This window comes from Klebsiella sp. MS 92-3 (assembly GCF_000195655.1).
Taxonomy (GTDB): Bacteria; Pseudomonadota; Gammaproteobacteria; order Enterobacterales; family Enterobacteriaceae; genus Klebsiella; species Klebsiella pneumoniae.
Genome location: NZ_GL882758.1, coordinates 1 through 20,452, shown reverse-complemented (window position 1 = coordinate 20,452; position 20,452 = coordinate 1). Strand labels below are relative to the sequence as shown.

At 60.0% G+C, this 20,452-nt stretch carries 19 protein-coding genes and 1 pseudogene; 6 read left to right on the top strand and 14 right to left on the bottom strand.

Annotated features, from left to right (window positions below):
- On the bottom strand, positions 1-358 hold a 358-nt coding region (locus HMPREF9538_RS21570; RefSeq protein ID WP_009484262.1), incomplete at its 3' end, for a substrate-binding domain-containing protein.
- Positions 355-1,059, bottom strand: a complete 705-nt coding sequence (locus HMPREF9538_RS21575) for an ABC transporter ATP-binding protein (protein ID WP_009484261.1) — start codon at positions 1,057-1,059, stop codon at positions 355-357. The genes HMPREF9538_RS21570 and HMPREF9538_RS21575, both read right to left, overlap by 4 nt.
- A 211-nt stretch (positions 1,060-1,270) precedes the next feature.
- Between HMPREF9538_RS21575 and HMPREF9538_RS21580 the strand changes: the two genes are divergently transcribed.
- Positions 1,271-1,852 (top strand): flavin reductase family protein, encoded by a 582-nt coding sequence (locus HMPREF9538_RS21580; RefSeq protein WP_004151228.1) that lies wholly within the window; start codon positions 1,271-1,273, stop codon positions 1,850-1,852.
- Positions 1,853-1,906: 54 nt separating this feature from the next.
- Here the strand turns inward: HMPREF9538_RS21580 and HMPREF9538_RS21585 are convergent, their stop codons facing one another.
- Entirely contained in the window at positions 1,907-2,731 is an 825-nt protein-coding gene (locus tag HMPREF9538_RS21585) for a helix-turn-helix domain-containing protein (protein WP_004180112.1), read from the bottom strand.
- Positions 2,732-2,935: 204 nt separating this feature from the next.
- Between HMPREF9538_RS21585 and HMPREF9538_RS0127015 the strand changes: the two genes are divergently transcribed.
- From HMPREF9538_RS0127015 to HMPREF9538_RS21595, 3 genes are read left to right on the top strand one after another with little or no spacing between them, the layout of a single operon-like run.
- On the top strand, positions 2,936-4,504 hold the full coding sequence (locus tag HMPREF9538_RS0127015) for a family 78 glycoside hydrolase catalytic domain (protein ID WP_020316449.1): 1,569 nt from the start codon (positions 2,936-2,938) through the stop codon (positions 4,502-4,504).
- Positions 4,505-4,527: 23 nt separating this feature from the next.
- Positions 4,528-5,910 carry an MFS transporter gene (locus HMPREF9538_RS21590; protein ID WP_009484259.1) on the top strand — a complete coding sequence of 461 codons (1,383 nt, stop codon included), beginning with the start codon at positions 4,528-4,530 and terminating at the stop codon, positions 5,908-5,910.
- A 43-nt stretch (positions 5,911-5,953) separates the two neighbouring features.
- Entirely contained in the window at positions 5,954-7,570 is a 1,617-nt protein-coding gene (locus tag HMPREF9538_RS21595; RefSeq protein WP_004151221.1) for a carbohydrate porin, read from the top strand.
- A 566-nt stretch (positions 7,571-8,136) separates the two neighbouring features.
- Here the strand turns inward: HMPREF9538_RS21595 and nadS are convergent.
- The 11 genes and pseudogenes from nadS to HMPREF9538_RS21660 form a co-directional block, all read right to left on the bottom strand.
- A complete protein-coding gene (nadS, locus tag HMPREF9538_RS21605) occupies positions 8,137-8,433 on the bottom strand; it encodes a NadS family protein (protein ID WP_004148529.1) in 297 nt (98 codons plus the stop codon).
- 179 nt (positions 8,434-8,612) lie between these two features.
- Entirely contained in the window at positions 8,613-8,840 is a 228-nt protein-coding gene (pptA, locus tag HMPREF9538_RS21610; protein ID WP_004175957.1) for a tautomerase PptA, read from the bottom strand.
- A gap of 70 nt (positions 8,841-8,910) precedes the next feature.
- The gene (locus tag HMPREF9538_RS21615; protein ID WP_004175955.1) at positions 8,911-9,528 is read right to left on the bottom strand and encodes a glutathione S-transferase family protein; all 618 of its coding nucleotides are present in this window, start codon (positions 9,526-9,528) and stop codon (positions 8,911-8,913) included.
- A 77-nt stretch (positions 9,529-9,605) separates the two neighbouring features.
- Entirely contained in the window at positions 9,606-10,457 is an 852-nt protein-coding gene (locus HMPREF9538_RS21620) for a transporter substrate-binding domain-containing protein (RefSeq protein ID WP_014343117.1), read from the bottom strand.
- A 38-nt stretch (positions 10,458-10,495) separates the two neighbouring features.
- Positions 10,496-11,275, bottom strand: a complete 780-nt coding sequence (locus HMPREF9538_RS21625) for an amino acid ABC transporter ATP-binding protein (RefSeq protein WP_002906697.1) — start codon at positions 11,273-11,275, stop codon at positions 10,496-10,498.
- Positions 11,259-12,185 (bottom strand): amino acid ABC transporter permease, encoded by a 927-nt coding sequence (locus tag HMPREF9538_RS21630; RefSeq protein WP_004189808.1) that lies wholly within the window; start codon positions 12,183-12,185, stop codon positions 11,259-11,261. The genes HMPREF9538_RS21625 and HMPREF9538_RS21630 overlap by 17 nt, the downstream gene beginning before the upstream one ends.
- A gap of 9 nt (positions 12,186-12,194) precedes the next feature.
- Positions 12,195-12,704, bottom strand: coding sequence for a GNAT family N-acetyltransferase (locus tag HMPREF9538_RS21635; protein WP_009484258.1), 510 nt, complete (start codon positions 12,702-12,704; stop codon positions 12,195-12,197).
- An 11-nt stretch (positions 12,705-12,715) separates the two neighbouring features.
- A pseudogene (locus tag HMPREF9538_RS32760) lies at positions 12,716-14,979 on the bottom strand (NtaA/DmoA family FMN-dependent monooxygenase).
- A gap of 24 nt (positions 14,980-15,003) precedes the next feature.
- On the bottom strand, positions 15,004-16,125 hold the full coding sequence (locus tag HMPREF9538_RS21650; RefSeq protein WP_004180131.1) for a M20 peptidase aminoacylase family protein: 1,122 nt from the start codon (positions 16,123-16,125) through the stop codon (positions 15,004-15,006).
- Positions 16,115-17,122 (bottom strand): MsnO8 family LLM class oxidoreductase, encoded by a 1,008-nt coding sequence (locus tag HMPREF9538_RS21655; RefSeq protein WP_004151219.1) that lies wholly within the window; start codon positions 17,120-17,122, stop codon positions 16,115-16,117. Before HMPREF9538_RS21655 ends, HMPREF9538_RS21650 begins: the two co-directional genes overlap by 11 nt.
- 91 nt (positions 17,123-17,213) lie before the next feature.
- Complete coding sequence (locus tag HMPREF9538_RS21660) at positions 17,214-17,765, bottom strand: adenylate kinase (protein WP_004180132.1); 552 nt, start codon at positions 17,763-17,765, stop codon at positions 17,214-17,216.
- A 273-nt stretch (positions 17,766-18,038) separates the two neighbouring features.
- Between HMPREF9538_RS21660 and HMPREF9538_RS21665 the strand changes: the two genes are divergently transcribed.
- Together HMPREF9538_RS21665 and ansP are read left to right on the top strand one after the other, a co-directional pair.
- Positions 18,039-18,926, top strand: a complete 888-nt coding sequence (locus HMPREF9538_RS21665) for a LysR family transcriptional regulator (RefSeq protein WP_002906776.1) — start codon at positions 18,039-18,041, stop codon at positions 18,924-18,926.
- A gap of 189 nt (positions 18,927-19,115) precedes the next feature.
- Positions 19,116-20,452, top strand: a 1,337-nt coding sequence (gene ansP / locus HMPREF9538_RS21670; protein WP_032457009.1) for an L-asparagine permease, incomplete at its 3' end; no start/stop codon positions are given.

Sequence of the window (20,452 nt, the reverse complement as noted above, 5' to 3'; positions counted from 1 at the left end):
GGGCGATATAGTCCGCCGATTTCAGGTTCGCCGGTACCTGGTCGGCATTGGCGCTCGCAAAAGGCAGCAACCAGCCCCGCTGGTGCAGATCTTCGGCGGTATCCCACGAGGCGGAGATCAGCACATCCGCCTGCGGGTTGGCCTGCTCGGCCTCCAGTCGGGCCATTACTTTGCCGGTGGTGGCCTGGAAAACCGTCACCTTCACCCCGGTCTGTTGTTCAAAACCGCTGGCCAGGCTTTTCGCCAGCGAGCCGGGTCCGGCGGTGTAAACGGTCAGCGCATGGGCGCTGGAGAGCATCATGGCGGAAAGAGCCATCGCGAGTACCACTCCTTTCTTAACGGTCATAACGGTGTTCATGCAACTTCCCCTGAGGTTGGCGTAACGGCGCGGACAGCGGCCACGCGGCCCGCGGATAAATAGACAATCTGGTCAGCTAACAGCTCGGCTTCACGTCGATCATGGGTGACATACACGGCGGTGATGCCGAGCTGTCGCAACAGGCGGCTCATTTCGCCGCACAGCGATTCGCGCAGTTCGCTATCCAGGTTGGAGAGCGGTTCATCAAACAGCAGCCCCCGCGGCGCGGCGACGATCGCCCGCGCCAGCGCCACCCGCTGCTGCTGACCGCCGGAGAGGCCTGAAGGCTTACGTTCGGCAAAGCCGTTGAGGCCTACCCGCGCCAGCGCCTCGCTGACCCGGCGCTCGCGTTCGCTGCGGGAGACGCCGCGCATGCGCAGCGGAAAGGCGACGTTCTGCGCCACGCTCATATGCGGCCAGAGGGCATAATCCTGAAAAACCATGCCGATATCGCGCTGCTCCGGGGGCAATCCCCATCCTGCGCGGGCGACCAGCCTGTCGCCAAAGCGGATTTCGCCGCTGGCCGGCACGCTCAGCCCGGCCAGCAGACGCAGCAGCGTGCTTTTGCCGCAGCCGGAAGGGCCCAGTAGCGCCACGATGCGGCCGGGTTCGATATGCAACGTGAAGCGGTCAAGAATAGGGGTCTCTGCGAAGGCGAAAGAGACCTCCTGCAGGGTGATAGGGGTCAGCGTGCGCATCATCGCCCTCCCTTTCGGGACAGCGAGACCAGCCCGGCGGTCGACATCCGACGGGGCACGCTCACCTGGGATAGCATCAGGGGAGCCAACATATTGTGATCCTCTTTGGGACTTAGTGCTGGCGACTATAGTCAGACGAGATGACGTATTGATTACATTTTCATTGCGGCTTAACGTGTTACCTGCCAACCGACCCATTATTCAAGGAACGCCTATGAGCCGCTTTCGCCACGTTGAACTGCAGTACGCCAGCCGCCTGCTCAACCACGGCCCAACCATTTTGATCACCAGCTACGATGCCCCGTCCGACCGGCGCAACGTAATGGCCGCCGCCTGGTCAATGCCGGTGGAATTCGCCCCGCCGCGGGTGGCTATCGTGGTGGATAAAAGCACCTGGACGCGGGAGATCATCGAGCGCAATGGCACCTTCGGCATTGTAGTTCCCGGCGTCGCAGCCGCCAGCTGGACCTACGCCGTCGGCAGCGTCAGCGGCCGCGATGAGGACAAATTCAATGCCTGGGGGATCCCGGTAGTAACCGGTCCGGAGCTGGGGCTGCCGCTGATCGAGGAGAAATGTCTGGCATGGATGGAGTGCCGGTTGCTGCCGGCGACGGCGGCCCAGACCCAGTACGACACCCTGTTCGGGGAGGTGGTCTCTGCCGCCGCCGATGAGCGCGCGTTCGTCACCGGACGCTGGCAATTCGACGACGATAAGCTCAATACCCTGCATCATCTTGGCACCGGCAATTTTGTCGCCAGCGGCCGTCATGTGCGGGCAAACTCCCTCGACGAATAAGCGTGACTTGCCGCGGGCGGCCGGTTTTTCCCCTGCCCGGCCTGCGGCCCCCTTTTAACCCGGTGGGCGGCGGCGATCGGCGCTGGGGGTCAGGCCAAACACTTTTTTATACAGGGTGGTAAAGTGGTTGCTGTTGGCGAAGCCGCACAGATAAGCCACTTCGGTAATGGTCATCTCCGTTTCGCGTAATTTGACCCGCGCGGAGACCAGCCGCAGACGTTTCAGATAATTATCCGGGGTTAATCCGGTGGCCTCTTTAATATGGCGAAACGCGGTGCGGGTGGTGAGATGAAATTGCTCCGCCAGCTGCTGCCAGTTATGTTCTTCGAAACAGTGCTCCTGAAGCCAGGTGAGTAATTTATGCAGTTTATAGCGAGTGCTGCTATATTCGGCTTCCGACTCGGCTGTGAGAATGGTGGTCACCAGCTGGAAAAAGAGAGACTCCCGTAGCGGGGTATTATCCGCCGCCCTCAGCGCCGGGGAAAATATCTTTTCCACCAGTTCCCGGCAATAGCTGCGAGTCTCCGGCGCCAGCCAGCCATAGCAGGCGGCGCGCTGCGCGGATAATTGCTGCAGCAATCCCTCCATCTGCTGTAAATAGCCAAAGGCCACCGCCGGATTAATTAAGACATTAATCAGCTTCAGCGTCCCCAGCTCATCATAATAATGCACATCGCCAGGCTGGACGTAAAATACGTCTCCCTGTTGGATATACAGCGGGCGACCATTAATAACGTGTAACCCATGCCCCTCCTCGACGATCACCAGTTCGGCAAATTCATGGCCATGCTCCTGGCTATTATCCTCCGGGTCACTGGCGTACATGCCGAGCTTATCCTGGGGATGGGTGAAATAATACTCAACGGTCAGTGTCATCATTACAGCAAATCCTGAACAACCTATGGCGCAGGGGCACGATAATCTATTCCGGCCCTCGGCACGCGCCCGATGTGCGGATTTGTGATCGCCAGCGCCCCCACCTCATTATTCCTGCCATTTTCACTGACGGTTTGGCATTGCCAGAGTGGTAGCCGCGTCGGACGACGGCCTATGCTGCGCCTAACCTAACGGAGAGGACGCAGTATGTCACAAGCAATTCAATACAATTCCAGCGTGGCGATGATCCGTCATCCGCGCTTTTTACAGCGTGCGGCCGACCTGACGCCCGCGCTGCAACGCCTGCGCCAGACGCCGCAGGCCATCGTCGAGGCCGTCGCTGAACCAGGAGCGCTGAACGGCTGGCGGGGGAATACCGTCCGCACGCCGGAACAGTTTTATCAGCAACCGCTCAACGTCGGCGACAGCATCATTATTGATTTTGGCAGCCATTTTGTTGGCTACCTGCAGTTCAGCTGCCGCAGCGTCGGCAGCCCGCCCGATGCCCCGGCACATCTGCACTTCACCTTCGGCGAGACGCTGAGCGAAGTCTGTGAGCCGTTCAGCGAATACCAGGGATGGCTGAGCAGCAGCTGGTTGCAGCAGCAGGATCTGTGGCTTGACGTCCTGCCCGCCCGGGTCGCTCTGCCACGTCGCTATTGCCTGCGCTACCTGAAGGTGGAGGTCAAAGCGCTGTCGCGCAAGTTTCGTCTGCAGTTCGATGAGATCGCTCTGGAAACCGTCACCTCTGCCGGCAGCCCGCACCCGGCGGTCATCGCCGATCCGCAGTTGAAAGCCATTGATGACGTTGCCGTTCGTACCCTGAAAAACTGCATGCAGGAGGTGTTTGAAGATGGGCCGAAACGCGACCGTCGGCTGTGGCTGGGCGACCTGCGCCTGCAGGCGCAGGTGAATGACGTGACCTTCGGCCACCACGATCTGGTCCGCCGCTGCCTGTATCTCTTTGCCGGCCATACCCGGGAAGATGGCATGGTTTCCGCCAATGTCTTTGTTCAGCCAGAGGTACGCGCCGATGACACCTTTCTGTTTGATTACTCATTGTTTTTTGTCGACGTGCTTTATAACTACCTGCAAAGCACCGGCGACACGGAAACCGTCGGTGAGCTGTGGCCCACGGCGCGGCGGCAAATCGAGCTGGCGCTGACCCGCTGCGATTCTCAGGGGCTGGTGCGCGACAGCGATGACTGGTGGGTATTTATCGACTGGCAGGCGGAGCTGAATAAACAGGCCTCGGCGCAGGGGGTGCTCATCTACTGTCTGCAGCGCGCCCTCTGGCTGGCGCAGCGTTTTGAACCGCAGCGGGTACCTGACTACACTGCCACGCTCTGGCAGCTGAAGGAGGCCGCCCTCCACCACCTGTGGGACAACGAGCGGCAGGTGTTTATCAGCGGCGCCGTGCGTCAGGTCTCATGGGCGTCGCAGATCTGGCTGGTGCTGGCGGAAGTTGGCACCGCCGGGCAGCGTCAGGGGCTGATGCGCCGCCTGCAGCAGCAGCCGCCCGCCATTGCCATGAACACCCCGTACCTGCGTCATCATCACATTGTTGCCCTGCTACAGTCCGGCCTGCGCGAGGAGGCGGTGGCGGAGATCAAAGCCTACTGGGGGGCGATGGTCGCCTACGGCGCCGACACCTTCTGGGAAATTTTCGACCCCCAACATCCTGACTTTTCCCCGTATGGCAGTAAGCTTATCAACAGTTACTGCCATGCGTGGAGCTGTACCCCGGCCTGGTTTATTCGCCAGTACGGACTTTAACAACAACGATAAGCGAGTGATTTATGGCAGAAACAACGTTTACCCTGTGGCGGCAGCGCCTTGGCTATGGCATTGCCGATCTCTCCTGCAACCTTGTGTGGCAGATGATCTCTCTGTATCTGATGTTCTTTTACACCGACGTCATGGGTCTCCCGGCCTATTATGTCGGCCTGATGTTCCTGGTCACCCGGCTGGTAGACGGCGTGGCCGACGTGCTGATGGGGCTGGTGATCGACAATACCACCACCCGCTGGGGGCGCTGCCGCCCCTGGCTGCTGATCGGCGCCCTGCCTTTTGGCCTGCTGTGTATTCTGGCCTTTTATGTGCCGGATTTCGACACCACCGGCAAACTGCTGTACGCCTTTGTCACCTATCTGTGTCTGTCGTTCCTCTACACCCTGGTGAATATTCCGTTCTGCGCCATGCTGCCGTTTTTAACCAGTGATTCCGCAGAACGCACCACGCTGTCGGCGGTGCGCATTTTGCTGGGCTCCCTTGGCGCCACCATCGTCGCCGTGGCTACGCTGCCGCTGGTCGGCATGCTAGGCAAAGGCAACCAGCAGCAGGGATTCCTCTATACCGCGGTGATTTTTGGCGTACTGGCGGCCTTTTTCCTGCTGGTGAGCTTTCGCAACGTCGAAGAAAAGATCACCCTTACCGGGGAGCGCATGACCCTGAAACGCGCCTGGATTAGTCTGCGCGCCAATCGTCCGTGGTGGGTCTTCGCCAGCAATATCTTTCTGATGTGGGGTGCCTTTTTCTTTCAGACCGGGGCCCTGGTGTACTTCTTCCATTATTACGTCGGGAATACCGAGCTGACGGCGGTTATCGCCGGGATCTCCACCTTCGTTCCCCTGCTCGGCACCCTCACCGTCCCGCTGCTGGCCCGACGCATGAAAAAACGTCATGTCTATCTGGTGGCCAGCGCGGTCAATCTGCTCGGGATGGGGATTATGATGGTGTCTGGCGCCCACGTTCTGGGACTGATCGTCGGGGCCGTGATCCTCTCCCTCGGCGCCGGCCAACGCACGGCTATCTATTTCTCGATGCAGGCCGACCCGGTGGATTACGGCGTGTGGAAAACCGGGATTAATACCGCAGGGATCCTGACCTCGATAAACGGTTTTCTCGGCAAGGTGGCGATGGCTGGTGCCGGGGCTATCACCGGCGTGCTGCTCTCCTCCAGCGGCTATATCGCCAACCACACGCAGAGCGACAGCGCCCTGTTGGCCATCAAGGCCTGCTATCTATACATTCCGGCGCTATTGATCCTCGCCTCGATGCTGTGGATGGGCCGCTTCTACCGCCTCGACGATCAGTATGAGCAGATTCGTGCCGACCTTGATGCCGGACGCGGCGCCTCGCCAGCCCCGGCCCCGACCGCCGGAGAATCCCCCGCCATGTAAGGCGCCCCCGCTGATTTAACCTCTGGATAAATTAAGGATTTTTATGCGTATCTCTGTGATTAGCGCAGCGGTTTGCTGCGCCCTTTTTCCGCTCATCAGCGTCAGCGCCGCCGGCTTGAGCGTGGAGCAACGGCTGGCGCAGCTGGAAGCGCGCCTCAATCTCGCTGAACAGCAGGCCAGCGAGGCCAGCCGCCGCGCGCAGCGGGCAGAACAGCAAACTGCCGCCGCCGAGCAGCGCGCCGCGGCGGCGGAGCAGCAGGTGCAGGCGCTCAGCCAGCAGACCACGGCTCGCGAACAAAAACAGCAGGCCACTAATCAGCAACTGAGCGAGCAGCTGGCGAAGCGCGCCCCGGACGATGGGTTTACCTTTAACGCCTACGCCCGTTCCGGGATGTTAGTCAACAGCCATGGTAAAGGCGCCCGCGGCGGGCCGGGCGTCTCCCCGGCCAGTTCGCTCAACGGCGATGCCCATGTCGGTCGTCTCGGTAACGAAAAAGATAATTACGCTGAGCTGAGCTTTGGCAAAAAGCTCACCTTCAACGATGGCTCATGGGCGCGCTTCAAGACCATGCTCGCCGACGGGGCCACCAACCCGGATCCGTGGGTTCAGGATAACGACAGCCACCATCTGAACATTCGTCAGCTGTACGTCGAGATGGGTAACTTTGCCGAATTCACCGGTCCGTTAAAACGCGCCTCAATTTGGGCCGGCAAGCGCTTCGATCGGGATAACTTCGATATCCACTTTACCGATAGCGACATCATGTTCCTCGGCGGTACCGGCGGCGGGATCAATGATGTCGACTGGGGAAGCGGCCTGCGCGGCGACTATTCGGTGTATGCACGTAACTTCGGCGACCTTGGCAGCGATAATTACGCGGATAATGACATCCAGAATCTGCTGTTCACCGCCAACCATTTTTACGGCAACTGGCAACTGATGACCACGGTGATGACCGCCCAGGGCAACGATGACCTGAAAGATAATACCTCGACCACCGGGAGCTATGCCCTGCGCAGCGATAACACCGCCAAAAACGGCTACTACGCGATGCTGGCCCTGCACGACAAGCAGCAGTTCTATGGCCTGGCGCCAGGGGTGTCTGAAAGCGCCCTGCAGTACGGCGTCGGGCTGGGCGCCGAAGCGCGTCAGCCGGGGAGCGATGGCGATCTGACCGAGAACGCGGCCTCCCTGCGCTTTGCGTCGTATGGCATCCTGCCGTTGGGGAAAAACTGGCAGCTGGCGCCGTCGGTGATAGCCCAGCACAGCGAAGACCGCTATCGCGACGGCGACCGCTACGACTGGGCGACGTTTAACCTGCGGGTATCACAGGGGATCTCCGCTCACTTCGCCCTGCTGTATGAGGCCTCGTGGCAGTATATGGATCTCAATCCGAACGGGCGCAGCTATCGCTATAATGACAACGTTTATCAGTATCAGGCGGTGCGCGGTGATTTCTACAAGCTGACCTTCGCCCCCACCTTTAAAGTGGGCGATGTGCTGGATATCAAGGCGCGGCCGGAAATCCGCTTCTTTGCCACCTGGATGAACTGGGATAAAGCGCTGGATCGCTACGCGATAAATGACGATTTCGGCAGCAAAGGCTTTACCGCCGGTGGGACATGGAACTTCGGCGTGCAGACGGAGATTTGGTTTTAATCAAACGGCCCGTCCGGCTCAAATGCCAGGACGGGTTGATTTAAATACACGCTGTTACTTTGTCACTATGCCAGTGCTGTATGAAGTAATATAAACTCATAAAATAAAAACCATAACAGGCTAAAAAGATAAAGGTTGTTTTTATAATTCCAACAAGTGATTTTCGTTTTTTCTCAACGATGAGAAGATCGTGAAACCTTTCTTGCTGTTGCTCTGGTGTTAAATTATCAACTATTTTATTTTTTATATCATCGTGAATCTTTTTAAACGTTCGCTTTTCACCTGGAAAGCTACCGTGTAGAAGAAACAAAAAAAATAAAGAAAAGCATAACGAACGCTAATATCCGAATACTGGGCTCAGTTACCCCCCAGCATCCAAGGGTAGCAATAAACAACCAGATACCATGAGTGTTTGCTCGCGCTCTAAACCTATCAATATGAGCGCTGTATTTCTTGATTTCTTTCAAAATAGAATCGTTGGTTTCCATACGTAATGCACTCCTTTTTAAAGGCCCCGGTTACGAAAGAGGGCAAACTCTGCCATTTTCCTTGCGAAGGATAACCTTTCAAACAACCTTCAACAAGTTGATAATCAATGGATTACCCTGAAGCAATAAAAGCAGTTTTCTGGCTGCACCGGTTGGGTGACGTCGTTTCGTTTCCCAGCTTTTAACCAACTCGTAGCTAACGCCAACGGCCGCTGCAAAGTCCTGCTGTTTTAAACCTGTGGCTTCACGTATCGCTTTCACGTCAATTTCGCTGAAGGTATGAACGTGCTGCTCCATCGGCATTTGTTCACCTTTCTCGATCCTGACCATTTCTTCTGCACTCGCCAGCAGATCGGCAAACAATTCGTCTTTCATATACACCTCAGTTGGCTCTCTGGCGCTTAGGATAGATGAACATGCTGTTTCTCTCAGTGCGTCGCCGGAGAAGCCCCTCCCCGGGGGCGGCGCAAAGCGCCTTGCCCGGGCTACGGAACTGCAGACCGCTGAGAGCGCGTAGCCCGGACAAATGCGCAGCATCGCCTCCGGGTGTCGGGTTACATGCTATAACCCGGCTGCTTAATCAACTGCGCCATCTGCGGGGCGATCTCACTGTCCCACACCGCCTGCCACGCGTCCGGCTCAACCTGAGTGAGTGCGACGCTGACGGCGCTCTCTTTGCTGTTCAGATGGCGGATCAGCACCTCAGTGATGTCGGCGGCCAGCGCGGTTTTTTGTTCATCAGTCAGTTCACGGGGAAAACATTTAATATCAACATGCGGCATAGCAAAGACTCCTTGTGATGAGAGCCATAACGCTACCACAGAATGGCCGTTCTGGTTGGCATCGCGTGCGTTAAATCAGCTTGTTACGGCGTAGCGCCGCGGCCAGCTCCGGTCGCTGACAGACCGCCCGGGCGATGGCGGCGAATTTTGGCGCGTGGTCGTCAAACCACGCCTGGCGGGGTCCCCAGCGGTACATCGCCGCGATATAGCAATCCAGCAACGTTACCGACGCGCCCAGCGCCCACGGCCCGGCGGCCAGCTGCTGTTCGAACCAGAGATAGAGATTTTTCCGGTACTGGCGACAATTCTCCACCAGCTGCTCCGCGGCGGCGGGCGCCCAGCGTTCCGGGTAATCGGCATAGGTAAAGGTAGGATAGACATTGGCCACCAGCCAGACCAGCAGGCGCTGAAACTGCGGACGCTGTGGCGTCCCCGGCGCGGGGGCCAGATCGGGACGCTGGTCGAGGATCATCAGCGCGATGGCGGCGGTTTCGGTCATGATGCTCCCGTCGGCCAGCCTCAGGGTGGGCACCTGGCACAGCGGATTAATCTGCCGCAGACGCTCGCGCGCCGGACCGGGCTGGTCAAAGCCCTCCACGTCAACCACCTCGTAGGGAATATCGGCCAGGGAGAGCATCAGCTCGCTAATCGTCGAGCCCCATCCCGGCACGCCATAAACGGTTATCATGGTCTGCCTCCAGGGTAAAGCCTAAGTGTAGGCAGAAATTTGCCGCTCACCCACCCGGCACACCATGCCACTGGGGGTTAGTAGGTTATCCCCGGCGGGTTGACCACCGACTGCGCCACCGCTTCGCCCTGCTCCCCCCAACGCGCCAGCACCTGCTGATATTCACCGCGGGCAATCGCCCCGTCGAGGGCTGCCTGCAGGGCATAGACCAGGCCGTTGCCTTTTTTGGTGGTTGTCGCCACCCACGCTTTTTTCGGCCCCAGGCCCACCACCCGGGTCTGGCCGTTAAGCGCCGCTTTATAGGCTGCCACCGACTGCGGGCCGAAAAAGATATCCGCCCGCCCGGACTGGATATAGAGGTTGCCGGAGGCATCATCGGTCAGGTAGACCGGCTGGGCCTGCGGCCGTCCGGCGGCGCGGTTGTCCTCGTTCCAGCCCAGCAGGATCCGCTCCTGATTGGTGCCGGACCCGACGATCACTTTGCGCCCGGCAAGGTCGGCGGGTCCGTTTACCGCGGCGATATCGCTGGTGGATTTCACCGAGAAGGCCAGGGAGTCCACTCGGTAAGTCGCAAAATCGAACTTCTCTTTGCGCTTCTCGGTTACCGCGATATTGATCAGCGCCACATCGTAGCGGCCGGAGGCGATGCCCAGCGGCCAGTCCTCCCACGCGGTGGGCACCAGCCTGAGCTTCAGGCCAAGGCTTCCGGCCAGCAGGCGGGCTATATCCGGGTCGCTGCCGATCCGCGTGCGGTTGTCGCTGGCCAGCAGGGCCAGCGGCGGCGAATTGAGCGCCGAGATCGCCACCGTTAGCGTCCCCGGCTCGACGAAGCGATAGCCCGGCGGAATTTTCGCTATCGCCTGCGGGTCGCGGGTGACCGGCAATGGCTGCTCATTGGCGCGCAGATCCAGCGCCGCGTAAGCGCTCATGGCAAAAGCGCTGAGAACAAGGGTCATTAGCGCTCTGTTCATGACGGCAGCACCCTGGATAAAAACTGCCGGGTACGCGGATGCTGCGGATGGTTGAGCACCTCGTCGCTGCTGCCCTGCTCGACGATCCTGCCGTCGACCATAAACACCACCTGGTCGGCCACCTCGCGGGCAAAGCCAATCTCATGGGTGACCACCACCAGGGTGGTGCCCGATCGTGCCAGCTTTTTGATCACATCCAGCACCTCGCCCACCAGCTCCGGATCCAGCGCCGAAGTGGGCTCATCAAACAGGATCACCCGCGGGTTCAGCGCCAGCGCCCGGGCAATGGCGATACGCTGCTGCTGGCCGCCGGAGAGATGCCGGGACCAGGCGTCGGCTTTATTGCGCAGTCCGACGACGTCCAGTAGCTCATAGGCGCGGGCAATGGCCTCTTTGCGCGTGACCTGCTGGTGGGCGATCGGCGCCTCAATCAGGTTCTCCAGCACCGTCAGGTGCGGAAACAGGTTAAAGTTCTGGAACACGTAGCCGACGTTGATCCGCTGGCGAAGAATTTCCTTTTCTTTCATCTCATACAGCTTGTCGCCTTTGCGGCGATAACCGATATAGTCGCCATCAATCTGAATAAATCCCTCATCGACCCGTTCGAGGTGATTTATGGTGCGCAGCAGCGTGGACTTGCCCGAGCCGGAAGGGCCGAGGATCACCGTCACCGTGCCCGGGGGGATCTCCAGCGACACATCGTCCAGCGCCTTGTGGCGGCCATAGTATTTGCTGACCCCGGTGATAGAGATATGGCCATTATGAGAGCTGGGCATGAACGGCCTCCTGGGGCTGTGGTTGACGTGCGGGTTGATTCAGACGGCTGCTGCGGGCGCTGTTTACCGCCGAGCGGCGCTCGCTGCGCGCCAGGCCCCGTTCCACCAGATACTGAATGGCGGAGAGGACGCTGGTGATCGCCAGATACCAGGCGGCGCCGACCATCAACAGCGGGATCACCTCCTGGGTACGGTTGTAGATCATCTGGATGGTGTAGAACAGTTCCGGCATCGCCAGGACGTACACCATCGCCGTTCCCTTGGCCAGACTGATGATCTCGTTGAAGCCGGATGGCAAGATGGTGCGCAGCGCCTGCGGCAGAATAATGCGCAGCGTGCGCCGCCAGGCGGGTAGCCCCAGCGCGGCGGCGGCTTCATACTGCCCGTGGTCAACGCCGAGAAAGCCGCCGCGAATAATCTCCGCGGTATAGGCGCTCTGCACCAGGGTCAGGCCCACCACCGCCGTGGAGAATTGCCCCAGCACGTTAATGGTCTGATAGCTGGCCCAGGTGACGCCGGTAAACGGGATCCCCAGCGACAGGGTGTCGTAGAGATAGGAAAAGTTATAGAGAATGATCAGCACCACAATCAGCGGCAGCGAGCGAAACAGCCAGATATAGCCCCAGGCGAGACTGCTGAGCAGCCACGATGAGGACAAACGGGCCAGCGCCAGCAGGCCGCCGAAGATCACGCTTAACACCGTGCCGAGCAGGGTCAGGAGCAGAGTTTGACCCAGCCCCTCGAGGATCACCGGGTCGAAGAACCAGCGGGCGAAGACGCCCCACTCCCAGCGCGGGTTAAAGGCCACCGACTGGATCACCACCGCCAGCACCAGCAGGGCGACCAGAGCCCCGACCACCCGCAGCGGATAGCGCGCCGGCACCACTTTGATCGTTTCAGATGAATGCATAATGCCTCCTCAGGCGCTGTGGCTGTAGGCGCTCACCACCAGCGCTTTAGTGAACCGCAGCCGGCCATCGTACGGCGGCTGACTGTACTCTTCCGGGTCTCGCGTGAGGTCAAACTGCGCCTCATACCCCTGGCTGAGATAGAGCTTTACCGCCTCCGGCTGACGGAAACCGGTGGTCAGGTAGATATGACTGTACCCGGCCAGCACCGCCCGTCGTTCCAGCTCCTGGACCACCTTCGCCGCCAGCCCCCGCTGGCGCCGACGGCGGGGCGTCCAGATACGTTTGATCTCCGCGGTGTGGCGATCCTTCGGCTTATACGCGCCGGTGGCGATAATTTCGCCCTCACGCTCAAGGACAATAAACAGCCCCTGCGGCGGCACATACCACTCACTTAACTCCACTTCCGCATCGCGGGAAAAATAGTCGCCGTAGCGGGCGGCATATTCGGCAAACAGCTCGCTAATAATCGGCTGCAGCTCCGGAGCCTCCGGAGAAATATCGCGGAATGCTTCGCTCATCGCGCCTCCTGTCAGTCGCCCAGTCCGGGCGGATTGATTTCCGATTGCGGAATGCTTTCCACCCCTTCGCCCCAGCGGTTAAGCACTTTGGCGTAGTCCCCGCTGGCGATAGCCCCGTTCAGCGCCGCCTGGACGGCATTCACCAGCCCGCTGTCTTTTTTCAGCGTTACCGCGATGTGCGCCGCTTTCGGCCAGCCGCCATCGACGCTACCCACCAGTTTGGTTTTGCCGGTCAGCGCCGCCTTCCACGCGCCAATCACGTTGGGGCCGAAGAAGGCGTCGGCTCGTCCGGTCTGCAGGGCCAGCGTCTGGGCGGCATCATCCTTGGTGTAGACCGGGATAAACGGCTTCAGCCCCTTCTTGACGTTCTCCGCGTTCCACGCCAGCAGGATCGCCTCCTGGTTGGTGCCGGAGCCGACAATAATCTTTAGCCCGGCGATATCTTCCGCTTTGTCAATCTTGCTCAGCGGACTGGTGCTTTTGACGTAGAAGCCCAGCGAGTCTTTGCGGTAGGTGGCGAAATCGAACTTCTCTTTCCGCTCTTTGGTGACGGTAATATTGCTGATCGCGGCATCATATTTGCCGGAGGTGACCCCCAGCGGCCAGTCTTCCCATGAAGTGGGAACCACGTTTACTTCCAGGCCGAGGCTCTCCGCCACCAGCCGGGCGATATCCGCCTCGCTGCCGAGCAGGGTTTTGTTGTCATCGGCGAAGACCGTCAGCGGCGGTGAGTTCAGAGCCGCCACCGCGACGGTGAATTTCCCCGGCACCGCCAGATGCAGATCTTGCGGCAACAGGGCAATGGCCTGCGGATTTTTCGCTGTGTGAATCGGCGTTTTGTTGGCCTCCAGGCTCACTCCGGTGCCATTGATCTTGACGTCCTGACCCCACGATGAGGCGCTAAATGCCAACGCGACGGCCAGCAAGAGTGTTGTTTTCTGCATAGCGTGATTCTCTTTTATTATTTTTGGAATTGATTAGCGGGTAGCGCCAGACCCAGACTTTCCCGCAGGGTGGTGCCCGGATAGTCGCGACGGAACAGTCCGCGCGCCTGTAACAGCGGAACCACCTCATCCACAAAGCGCGGGAAGGTTTCCGGCGTGCCGCCCTGAATAATGAAGCCGTCCGCCGCGTGCTGCTCGAACCACAGTTGCAGGCCATCAGCGACATCGCTGGCGGTGCCGGTAAAGCGCGGACGCGGGCTGGCTGCCTCCAGAGCCACCTGGCGCAGGGTTAAGCCCCGCTCGCGGGCGTGACGTTTAATCTCGTCGGTGGTGCTGCGGAAGCTGTTTTGTCCGAGGTCGCCAATATCCGGGAAAGGTTCGTCGAGCGGGTACTGCGAGAAATCGTGGTGTTCGAAATAGCGCCCGAGATAATTCAGGGCATCCTCGATGGAGACCAACGCCGCGGTGGTCTGGTACTGCCGCTCCGCATCCTCGGCGTCATCCCCGACGATGACGCTGACGCCCTGGAAAATATGCAGTTGGTCCGGACTGCGCTGATATGCGGCGAGTTGGCTTTTGACATCCCGATAAAATGCCTGCGCCTCGGCCAGCGAGTCCTGATGGGTAAAAATGGCATCGGCGTGGCGTGCGGCTAATTTCTTGCCGTCGTCCGATGCGCCGGCCTGGAAAATAATCGGTCGACCCTGCGGCGTGCGGGCAATATTTAGCGGCCCGGCAACTTTAAAGAAATCACCGTGGTGGTCGAGCGTGTGCAGTTTATTTTTATCAAAGAACTGACCAGTCTCCTTATTGCGCACAAAGGCATCTTCTTCCCATGAATCCCATAAGCCTTTCACCACCTGCAGGTATTCATCGGCAATGCGATAGCGCAGCGCATGATCCGGATGTTGGGCCCGGGAGAAGTTTTTCGCCGACCCTTCCAGCGGGGAAGTGACCACGTTCCACCCCGCCCGTCCCTGGCTTAAATGGTCAAGGCTGGCGAACTGGCGGGCGGTGGTAAACGGCTCGCTGTACGAAGTCGATAAGGTCCCCACCAGCCCCAGTCGCCGGGTGATCGCGGCCAGCGCGGAAAGTACCGTTAAGGGTTCGAAGCGATTTAAAAAATGGGGAATCGATTTTTCGTTAATATATAAACCGTCGGCGACAAAAATAAAATCCAGCTTCCCCGCTTCTGCTTTTAGCGCCGTCTGGGTGACGAAAGCAAAATTAATACTGGCGTCCGCCTGGGCCGCCGGATGACGCCAGGCGGACATATTTCCCGATGCGCCATGCAATATGGTTCCCAGACGCAATTGTCGATTTTCAGACATAGCTACCCCTTCCCCTGTCATTCGTTAAATGTGTTGTAACGCTTCTTCCGCGAGACGGGCGAAATAGTGCGCCGCGGGCGCAATCAGCCGTTCATCCGGATTAAATGCCGGATGGTGCAAACCATATTCGCTGGCGCTGCCGATGCTGACGAACGCCCCGGGAATATGCTGAAGATAGACCGCAAAATCTTCGCCGCCGAGATGCAGATCGGCATGGTGGGTGCGATACCCGGCCTGGGCTGCCACCTCGCTGGCGAAATCGGCCCAGCGGGCGTCGTTGACCAGCGCCGTCGGGCCGGCGTACCAGAAGACGTCAATCTGCGCGCCAAAGGCGCTGGCGAAACCGGCGGCAATCTCGCTGACCCGGGCCTTGACCCGCTGCTGCACTTCACTGCTGTGGGTGCGCAGCGTCCCCTCCAGCTCGACGCTCTCCGGCAGCACGTTCCAGGTATTGCCTCCCTGGATCCGCGTCACGCTGAGCACCACCGAGTCGAGGGTGTTCACCTCCCGGCTGGCCACGCTCTGCAGCACCGTCACCAGCTGGCTGGCCAGCAGGATCGCATCCCTTCCTTCATGTGGGCGGGCGGCATGCGCCCCCTTCCCGGTCACTTTGAAGACGAAGCGGTCGACGTTGGCGTAGAACGCGCCGCCGCGGGTGGCAAATTCGCCCACCGGCAGGCCGGGCTCATTGTGCATGCCGAAGATCGCCGACACCTCCTCCAGCGCCCCGGCGCGGATCAGGGTTTTCGCCCCGCCAAAATTTTCCTCCGCCGGCTGAAACAGGATCCGCACCCGCCCCGGGAGTTCCGCTTCCCGCTCCTTCAGCAGCAGCGCCGCCCCCAGCATCACGCTGGTGTGAATATCGTGGCCGCAGGCATGCATTACCCCTTGATTCTGCGAGCGGTAAGGCAGACCGGTCGCCTCCTCGATGGGCAACGCGTCGATGTCCGCCCGCAGGGCAATCACCTTGTCGCCGCTGCCGACTTCGGCGACCAGCCCGGTTTTCAGATCGTAGGGCAGCAGGGTCAGCCCGCCGCTCTGCAGCCAGTCGCGGATCCGCGCGGTGGTGGCCACCTCCTGCAGGGAGAGCTCCGGGTTCTGGTGCAGCTCGCGCCGCCAGCTAATCAGTTGTTGTTCAAAGGACATTCAGCACCTCCTTGCCGTAGTGAGCCTGCGCCAGCAGGCGCAGAGAGTGCAGGCGCGCTGGCCCGTCGCTAATGGGGGTATCAATGATGAGTTCATCCAACTGTTCTTCCGCCTGCAGCGCGTCAAGCCGGGCTTTAACCTGTTCGGGAGTACCGGAGATCAGCGAAGATTCACGGCGGGCAATGCGCGTCGGTCGGCTGCCGGCCTGGCGGGCAAAAGCGACGGCCTGCGCCTCACTGCCGACTGTCACCCGCTGGCCGTTCTCCAGCTCGACGCCCCACACCTCGACCTGCTGCGCCAGCGCGGCGGCGGTGGCCGGATCGTCCGCAACCACCACCTGGACGGCGACCATCGCCTCACGCGGGCTGAGCTCGCGCCAGCGGTTGAACACGGCACGGCGCAGCGCGCTGTCGCCATTGAGATGGGCGGCAAAGACAAAGTTCCAGTCAAGGCGGGCGGCCAGTTCAGCACTCTCCAGGCTGGCGCCGAGCAGAAAACCGTCTGCCCGGCGCGGCGGGATCGGCGTGGCGCGTAGGCTCTCCTCTCCCCCGGGCTCAGTCAGCGACAGCCAGTTATCCAGCTGCGCCAGCTGATCGGCAAAGGTCCCTTTCTCCTCTTGATGCAGGCCCTGCTGCAGGGCGCGGGTGGAGAGCGGCAGGCCGCCAGGCGCCTTGCCGACCCCGAGATCGATGCGGCCCGGCGCGAGGGCGGCCAGCAGGTTAAAGTTTTCCGCGACCTTATAGGGGCTATAGTGCTGGAGCATGACGCCGCCGGACCCAAGACGGATCCGCCGGGTGTGGCCCAGCAGCCAGGCGATAACCAGCTCCGGCGAGGGGCTCGCCAGCTGATCGGTATTGTGGTGTTCAGCGACCCAGAAGCGGTGGTAGCCCCAGGCTTCGGCGTGTTGCGCCAGCGTTAATGTACGCGCCAGCGCCTGCGCGGCGGTTTCCCCGGCGGCAAGCGGACTTTTATCCAGAATACTGATTCGATAAGACATTTCGCAGGCTCATATGAAAGTACGTGCCTGCATTATTAAAATCTCTGCTAACTATTGAGAAACAATTAATTCACATGTGTACTGCTGAAAATTAGATATGCCCGGCTGAACGCTGCGCTTCCAGCTCGCGGAGCAGCGCCTCGGCCTGCCGCGGATTGCGCACCCGGACGAAGCGAATATGACGATATTGCGGATCCTGCATATCGGCCAGATAGCGTCGGCGATGCTGCCGCCAGGTTTTCAGCGTCCAGAGGATGATGGATTCCCGGCTGCAGAACGAACGGCGAAAACTCTCGCAGTTGCCCGTGCCCGGCCACAGCTCCTGATGTCGCCACGCCCGGCTCGCCGCCCGCCATACCGCCTGGCGCAGCGTGCGCCAGAAACCATAATCTACCCAGATCACCAAATCCACCGCCCGCCATTTAACGCTGCGGCTGCGATTGTAATTGCCATCCAGCACCCAGCCCGGCGTGGCCGTCGCGGCGGCAATGGCGGCGAAAAATGCCTCATCCGGCGCGCCCTGCCAGTTCGGCCGCCAGTACAGGCGATCGAGTTCGATCCAGGGTAATTCCAGCCTGTGCGCCAGGCGCCGGGCCAAAGTGGATTTGCCTGAGCCGCTGGTGCCGACCACGTTGATATTCATCTCTGTTTCTCCCCGGTTACCAGACTCTGCCTGGCGATACTCTTGGATCATCTTTCGGGCTGCCGTCCCCCCGGTCATGCCGCGCCAGCGAATGTCGGTTCACCTGGCGCTGGCGTTTTTTGGGCCTACTACAATACCTGCCCTGCACAGAGGAATAAATCATCCGCCATAACCATTCTGCTCCACTGCGTCCGGCCATCAGGCTGGCACAATCCTCAGGCCGGGCATACACTCTGCGTACCTGTGAGCAGTATTCATCAATCCGGAAAGATTATGCTAAAAGAGAACGTAAACGATCTGCTCTCCTTTATGGTGGTGGCGCGTGAACGCAGCTTTACCCGCGCGGCGGCCCAGCTTGGCGTGTCGCAGTCGGCGCTCAGCCATGCCATGCGCCATCTCGAAACGCGGCTCGATGTCCGGCTGTTAACCCGCACCACCCGCAGCGTAGTGCCGACCGAAGCGGGCGAGCGACTGATTCAGCGCCTCGGTCCGCATCTGGAAGAGATCGAGCAGGCCCTGGCTGCATTGCGCGACACCCGAGAACGCCCGGCGGGCAACCTGCGCATTACCGCCGGGGAGCATGCCGCCAGCGCGGTACTCTGGCCGGCGCTAAAGCCATTTATGCTGCAATATCCTGATATTAACATCGAAATCACTGTTGATAATGGGCTTACGGATATCGTGGGTGACCGCTTCGACGCCGGGGTGCGTCTCGGCGAACAGGTGGCAAAAGACATGATTGCCGTGCGCATCGCCCCGGATATGCGGATGGCGGTGGTGGGTTCGCCGGCCTATCTGCAGCGGGCCGGTACGCCGCAAACGCCCTGGGATCTTGCCCAACATCGCTGCATCAATCTGCGCCTGCCGACACGAGGGGGACTTTACGCCTGGGAATTTGCCCGCGATGGCCGGGAGATTCAGGTGCGGGTGGAGGGACAGCTGATCCTCAACAGCCTGCCGCAGCGCATCGACGCGGCGGAGGCGGGCCTCGGGCTGGCCTACGTTCCGGATGACTGCGTGGCGGAGGCCTTAGCCAGCGGCCGGCTGGTGCGGGTGCTGGCGGAGTGGACCCCCGCCTTCCCCGGCTACCATCTCTATTACCCCAGCCGGCGCCAGCATACCAGCGCTTTCACGCTGTTACTGGAAACTCTGCGACGCTGATCTCATTGATAAATCTGTCAAATGCTCTCGGTAAATGTTTTAGGTGCGTAACTATTAGGTTACGTGTAGGATTCAGCGCCATGTCTGAGCTTATCTCCTACGTCAGAATGATGAGAAAGCCAGCATAATGTGCCAGCCGTCCTCCATTCCGGCTGCAAACATGGGCATTGACAGGAAACTGATACATCAATGAATACAAAACACGAAAATGCAGCGGAGCATCATGCTGCAAAACGCCACTGGCTTAACTCACATGAAGCGGGTTATCACAAAGCGATGGGCAACCGTCAGGTACAGATGATCGCCATCGGCGGCGCTATCGGTACCGGTTTGTTCCTCGGCGCCGGGGCACGTTTACAAATGGCAGGGCCAGCGCTCGCCCTGGTCTATCTGGTCTGCGGCATCTTCTCCTTCTTTATTCTTCGCGCCCTCGGCGAACTGGTCCTCCACCGCCCCTCGAGCGGCAGCTTCGTCTCTTATGCAAGGGAGTTCCTCGGTGAAAAAGCCGCTTACGTGGCCGGCTGGATGTACTTCGTTAACTGGGCGATGACCGGGATTGTCGATATCACCGCCGTGGCGCTGTATATGCACTACTGGGGCGCGTTTGGCGATGTGCCGCAGTGGGTCTTCGCCCTCGGCGCGCTGGCTATCGTCGGCACCATGAATATGATCGGCGTGAAGTGGTTCGCCGAAATGGAGTTCTGGTTCGCGCTGGTTAAGGTGCTGGCGATCGTCGCCTTTCTCGTGGTCGGCACCATTTTCCTCGGCTCCGGTAAGCCGCTGGACGGCAATGCCACCGGCTTCCATCTGATCACCGATAACGGCGGCTTCTTCCCGCACGGCCTCCTGCCGGCGCTGGTGCTGGTGCAGGGGGTGGTCTTCGCCTTCGCCTCCATCGAGCTGGTGGGGACCGCGGCCGGAGAGTGTAAGGATCCGGAGACAATGGTGCCGAAGGCCATCAACAGCGTGATCTGGCGTATCGGTCTGTTCTATGTCGGTTCGGTAGTGTTGCTGGTGCTGCTTCTGCCGTGGAACGCCTACCAGGCCGGACAGAGCCCGTTCGTTACCTTCTTCTCAAAGCTGGGCGTGCCATATATCGGCAGCGTGATGAACATCGTGGTGTTAACCGCGGCCCTCTCCAGCCTTAACTCGGGTCTCTACAGTACCGGGCGTATTCTGCGCTCGATGTCGATGGGAGGCTCCGCGCCGAAGTTTATGTCGAAGATGAGCCGTCACCACGTCCCTTACGCCGGGATCCTGGCGACGCTGGGGGTATATGTAGTCGGGGTTTTCCTCAACTATCTGGTGCCATCTCAGGTATTTGAGATCGTACTCAACGTCGCCTCGCTGGGGATCATTGCCTCCTGGGGCTTTATCGTGGTGTGTCAGATGCGTCTGCGCAAAGCGATCAAGGAAGGGAAAGCGGCAAAGGTCAGCTTCAGAATGCCGGGGGCGCCGTTCACCTCCTGGCTGACGCTGCTGTTCCTGTTCAGCGTGCTGGTGCTGATGGCCTTCGATTATCCGAA

Bases quoted from the DNA above. Each gene is read 5' to 3' on its own strand.
- HMPREF9538_RS21575 (WP_009484261.1), bottom strand. From the start codon at position 1,059: ATGATGCGCACGCTGACCCCTATCACCCTGCAGGAGGTCTCTTTCGCC.
- HMPREF9538_RS21580 (WP_004151228.1), top strand. From the start codon at position 1,271: ATGAGCCGCTTTCGCCACGTTGAACTGCAGTACGCCAGCCGCCTGCTC.
- HMPREF9538_RS21585 (WP_004180112.1), bottom strand. From the start codon at position 2,731: ATGATGACACTGACCGTTGAGTATTATTTCACCCATCCCCAGGATAAG.
- HMPREF9538_RS0127015 (WP_020316449.1), top strand. From the start codon at position 2,936: ATGTCACAAGCAATTCAATACAATTCCAGCGTGGCGATGATCCGTCAT.
- HMPREF9538_RS21590 (WP_009484259.1), top strand. From the start codon at position 4,528: ATGGCAGAAACAACGTTTACCCTGTGGCGGCAGCGCCTTGGCTATGGC.
- HMPREF9538_RS21595 (WP_004151221.1), top strand. From the start codon at position 5,954: ATGCGTATCTCTGTGATTAGCGCAGCGGTTTGCTGCGCCCTTTTTCCG.
- nadS (WP_004148529.1), bottom strand. From the start codon at position 8,433: ATGAAAGACGAATTGTTTGCCGATCTGCTGGCGAGTGCAGAAGAAATG.
- pptA (WP_004175957.1), bottom strand. From the start codon at position 8,840: ATGCCGCATGTTGATATTAAATGTTTTCCCCGTGAACTGACTGATGAA.
- HMPREF9538_RS21615 (WP_004175955.1), bottom strand. From the start codon at position 9,528: ATGATAACCGTTTATGGCGTGCCGGGATGGGGCTCGACGATTAGCGAG.
- HMPREF9538_RS21620 (WP_014343117.1), bottom strand. From the start codon at position 10,457: ATGAGCGCTTACGCGGCGCTGGATCTGCGCGCCAATGAGCAGCCATTG.
- HMPREF9538_RS21625 (WP_002906697.1), bottom strand. From the start codon at position 11,275: ATGCCCAGCTCTCATAATGGCCATATCTCTATCACCGGGGTCAGCAAA.
- HMPREF9538_RS21630 (WP_004189808.1), bottom strand. From the start codon at position 12,185: ATGCATTCATCTGAAACGATCAAAGTGGTGCCGGCGCGCTATCCGCTG.
- HMPREF9538_RS21635 (WP_009484258.1), bottom strand. From the start codon at position 12,704: ATGAGCGAAGCATTCCGCGATATTTCTCCGGAGGCTCCGGAGCTGCAG.
- HMPREF9538_RS21650 (WP_004180131.1), bottom strand. From the start codon at position 16,125: ATGTCCTTTGAACAACAACTGATTAGCTGGCGGCGCGAGCTGCACCAG.
- HMPREF9538_RS21655 (WP_004151219.1), bottom strand. From the start codon at position 17,122: ATGTCTTATCGAATCAGTATTCTGGATAAAAGTCCGCTTGCCGCCGGG.
- HMPREF9538_RS21660 (WP_004180132.1), bottom strand. From the start codon at position 17,765: ATGAATATCAACGTGGTCGGCACCAGCGGCTCAGGCAAATCCACTTTG.
- HMPREF9538_RS21665 (WP_002906776.1), top strand. From the start codon at position 18,039: ATGCTAAAAGAGAACGTAAACGATCTGCTCTCCTTTATGGTGGTGGCG.